Annotated in this window: 2 protein-coding genes and 1 pseudogene; all 3 read right to left on the bottom strand. The window is 71.2% G+C overall.

The annotated features are described in order from the left end of the window. Window positions 1-79 precede the first annotated feature (79 nt). The gene (gene gltX / locus ACFV5N_RS26785; RefSeq protein WP_385604812.1) at window positions 80-1,564 is read right to left on the bottom strand and encodes a glutamate--tRNA ligase; all 1,485 of its coding nucleotides are present in this window, start codon (window positions 1,562-1,564) and stop codon (window positions 80-82) included. Then, on the bottom strand, window positions 1,561-2,340 hold the full coding sequence (locus ACFV5N_RS26790; protein WP_259454388.1) for a fumarylacetoacetate hydrolase family protein: 780 nt from the start codon (window positions 2,338-2,340) through the stop codon (window positions 1,561-1,563). Before ACFV5N_RS26790 ends, gltX begins: the two co-directional genes overlap by 4 nt. Window positions 2,341-2,459: 119 nt before the next feature. Then, window positions 2,460-2,632, bottom strand: a pseudogene (locus ACFV5N_RS26795) (ATP-binding protein); the annotation flags it as partial.

A 2,632-nucleotide genomic window follows, 5' to 3' on the forward strand; every position in this document is an offset into this window, starting at 1 on the left:
CTGCACTGCCCCGCCCCCGCCCCCCGGTGCCGGGTGTGGGCCCCCGCCGGGGGGGGGGCCCTCTCCGTGCGTGCGCCGCTCAGCCGGCGAGCCGCGCCAGCGCCGCCTCGATCCGGGCCAGGGTCCGCTCGCGCCCCAGCACCACCAGCGACTCGAACAGCGGCAGGCCGACGGTGCGCCCGGTGACCGCCACCCGGACCGGCGCCTGCGCCTTGCCCAGCTTCAGCCCATGGGCCTCACCGGCCGCCTGCACGGCCTCCTTGAGCGATTCCGCCGAACTCCAGTCGGCCGCCGCCAGCCGCTCCGCGGCCGCCGCGAGCACCTGCTCGGCGCCCGGCTTCATGGCCTTGGCCCAGGACTTCTCGTCCTCCACCGGGGCGTCGAGGAACAGGAAGTCGACATTGGCCGTGATGTCGGAGAGCACCGTCAGCCGGGTCTGCGCCAGCGGCGCCAGTTCCTCGAACGCCGCCCGGTCGAACGCCTCCGGCTTCCACGGCGCGTACGGCGCCGTCAGCCACGGCTCGCACGCCGCCACGAACGCGTCCTGGGGCAACTCCCGTACGTGCACCGCGTTGATCGCCTCGGCCTTCTTCAGGTCGAAACGCGCCGGGTTGGCGTTGACGTCGCCGATCTCGAAGGCGGCCACCATCTCCTCGACCGTGAAGATGTCCCGGTCCTCGGCGATCGACCAGCCCAGCAGCGACAGGTAGTTGAGCAGCCCGGACGGCAGGAAGCCGCGCTCGCGGTACAGATTGAGCGAGGACTCCGGGTCACGCTTGGAGAGCTTCTTGTTGCCCTCCCCCATCACATACGGCAGATGCCCGAACTCCGGGACGCGCCCGGTCCCGACGCCGATCTCCGCCAGCGCGCCGTAGAGCGCGATCTGCCGCGGCGTCGAGGACAGCAGGTCCTCGCCGCGCAGCACGTGGGTGATCTCCATCAGCGCGTCGTCCACCGGGTTGACCAGGGTGTACAGCGGGGCGCCGTTGGCCCGCACGATCCCGTAGTCCGAGACGTGCTCCGGCGAGAACGTGAGGGTGCCGCGCACCAGGTCGGTGAAGGTGATCTGCTCGTCCGGCATCCGGAAGCGGATGATCGGGGCGCGCCCCTCCGCCTCGTACGCCGCGACCTGCTCCGCGGTCAGCTCCCGGCAGTGCCCGTCGTACCCGGAGTGCCGCCCGGCCGCCCGGGCCGCCTCGCGGCGCTGCTCCAGCTCGGCGGTGGTGCAGTAGCAGGGGTACGCGCGCCCCGCCTCACGCAGCCGGCGCGCCACGTCCGCGTAGATGTCCTTCCGCTGGGACTGCCGGTACGGGGCGTGCGGGCCGCCGGTCTCGGGGCCCTCGTCCCAGTCGAGGCCGAGCCAGCGCATCGAGTCGAGCAGCGCGGCGTACGACTCCTCGGAGTCGCGGGCGGCGTCGGTGTCCTCGATGCGGAAGACCATGGTGCCGCCGTGGTGGCGGGCGAAGGCCCAGTTGAACAGGGCGGTGCGCACCAGCCCCACATGGGGGTTGCCCGTGGGGGACGGGCAGAAGCGCACACGTACGGAGGAGGAGGGAGAAGTCACGCCTTGACGACCTTGTTGGTGAGAGTGCCGATGCCTTCGATGGAGACGGCGACCTCGTCGCCGGCGTGCAGCGGGCCGACGCCGGCCGGGGTGCCGGTGAGGATGACGTCCTGCGGGAGGAGCGTCATCGACTCGGTGATGTGCACGATCAGGTCCTCCACCGTACGGACCATCTCGCTGGTGCGGCCCAGCTGGCGCTGCTCGCCGTTCACCGTGCACATGATGGCGAGGTCGGCCGGGTCGACATCGGTCTCGATCCACGGGCCGAGCGGGCAGGAGGTGTCGAAGCCCTTGGCGCGGGCCCACTGCTTCTCGCGCTCCTGGACGTCGCGCGCGGTGATGTCGTTGGCGCAGGTGTAGCCGAGGATGACGTCCCTGGCGCGTTCGCGGGGCACGTCGCGGCACATCCGGCCGATGACCACGGCCAGCTCGGCCTCGTGGTGGACCTCGCGGGAGATCGAGGGGTACCGGATGGCGTCACCGTCGCCGATCACCGAGGTGGAGGGCTTGAAGAAGGTGACGGGGGTGTCGGGGACCTCGTTGCCCAGCTCGCGGGCGTGCGCGGCGTAGTTCCGGCCGATCGCGACGACCTTGCTGGGGAGGACCGGGGGCAGCAGCCGGACCGCCTTGAGCGGGACCCGGTGGCCCGAACGCTCGAACTCGGCGAAGGGATGTCCCTTGATGATGTCGAGGACGAGCCCGTCCTCGTCGGTGGGCTCCCCTTCCACCACACCGAAACCGACGGTGCCGTCGATGGAGAATCTGGCGATGCGCACGGCTGCGTTGCCCCTCACTGGCTGCTGGGATCGTTCTCCTCAGACTAGCCAACCGCCACGCGGCGGTGTCTCCCCAGCACGGGGGAGACGACCGGCGTGGCAGCGGGGGACGGCCGGAGTTACCGCAGGCGGGCCATGAGGGCGTGCTCGACGAGGGTGATCAGCGCCGCCTTCGCCTCCGCACGATGCCGCGCATCCGTCGTGATGATCGGCGCATCAGGACCGATCTGCAACGCCTCCCGCACCTCCTCCGGAGAATACGGCTGATGCCCGTCAAAACCATTCAACGCGA

The sequence above is a fragment of the Streptomyces sp. NPDC059853 genome (genome assembly GCF_042731495.1).
In the GTDB taxonomy this organism is placed as follows: domain Bacteria; phylum Actinomycetota; class Actinomycetes; order Streptomycetales; family Streptomycetaceae; genus Streptomyces.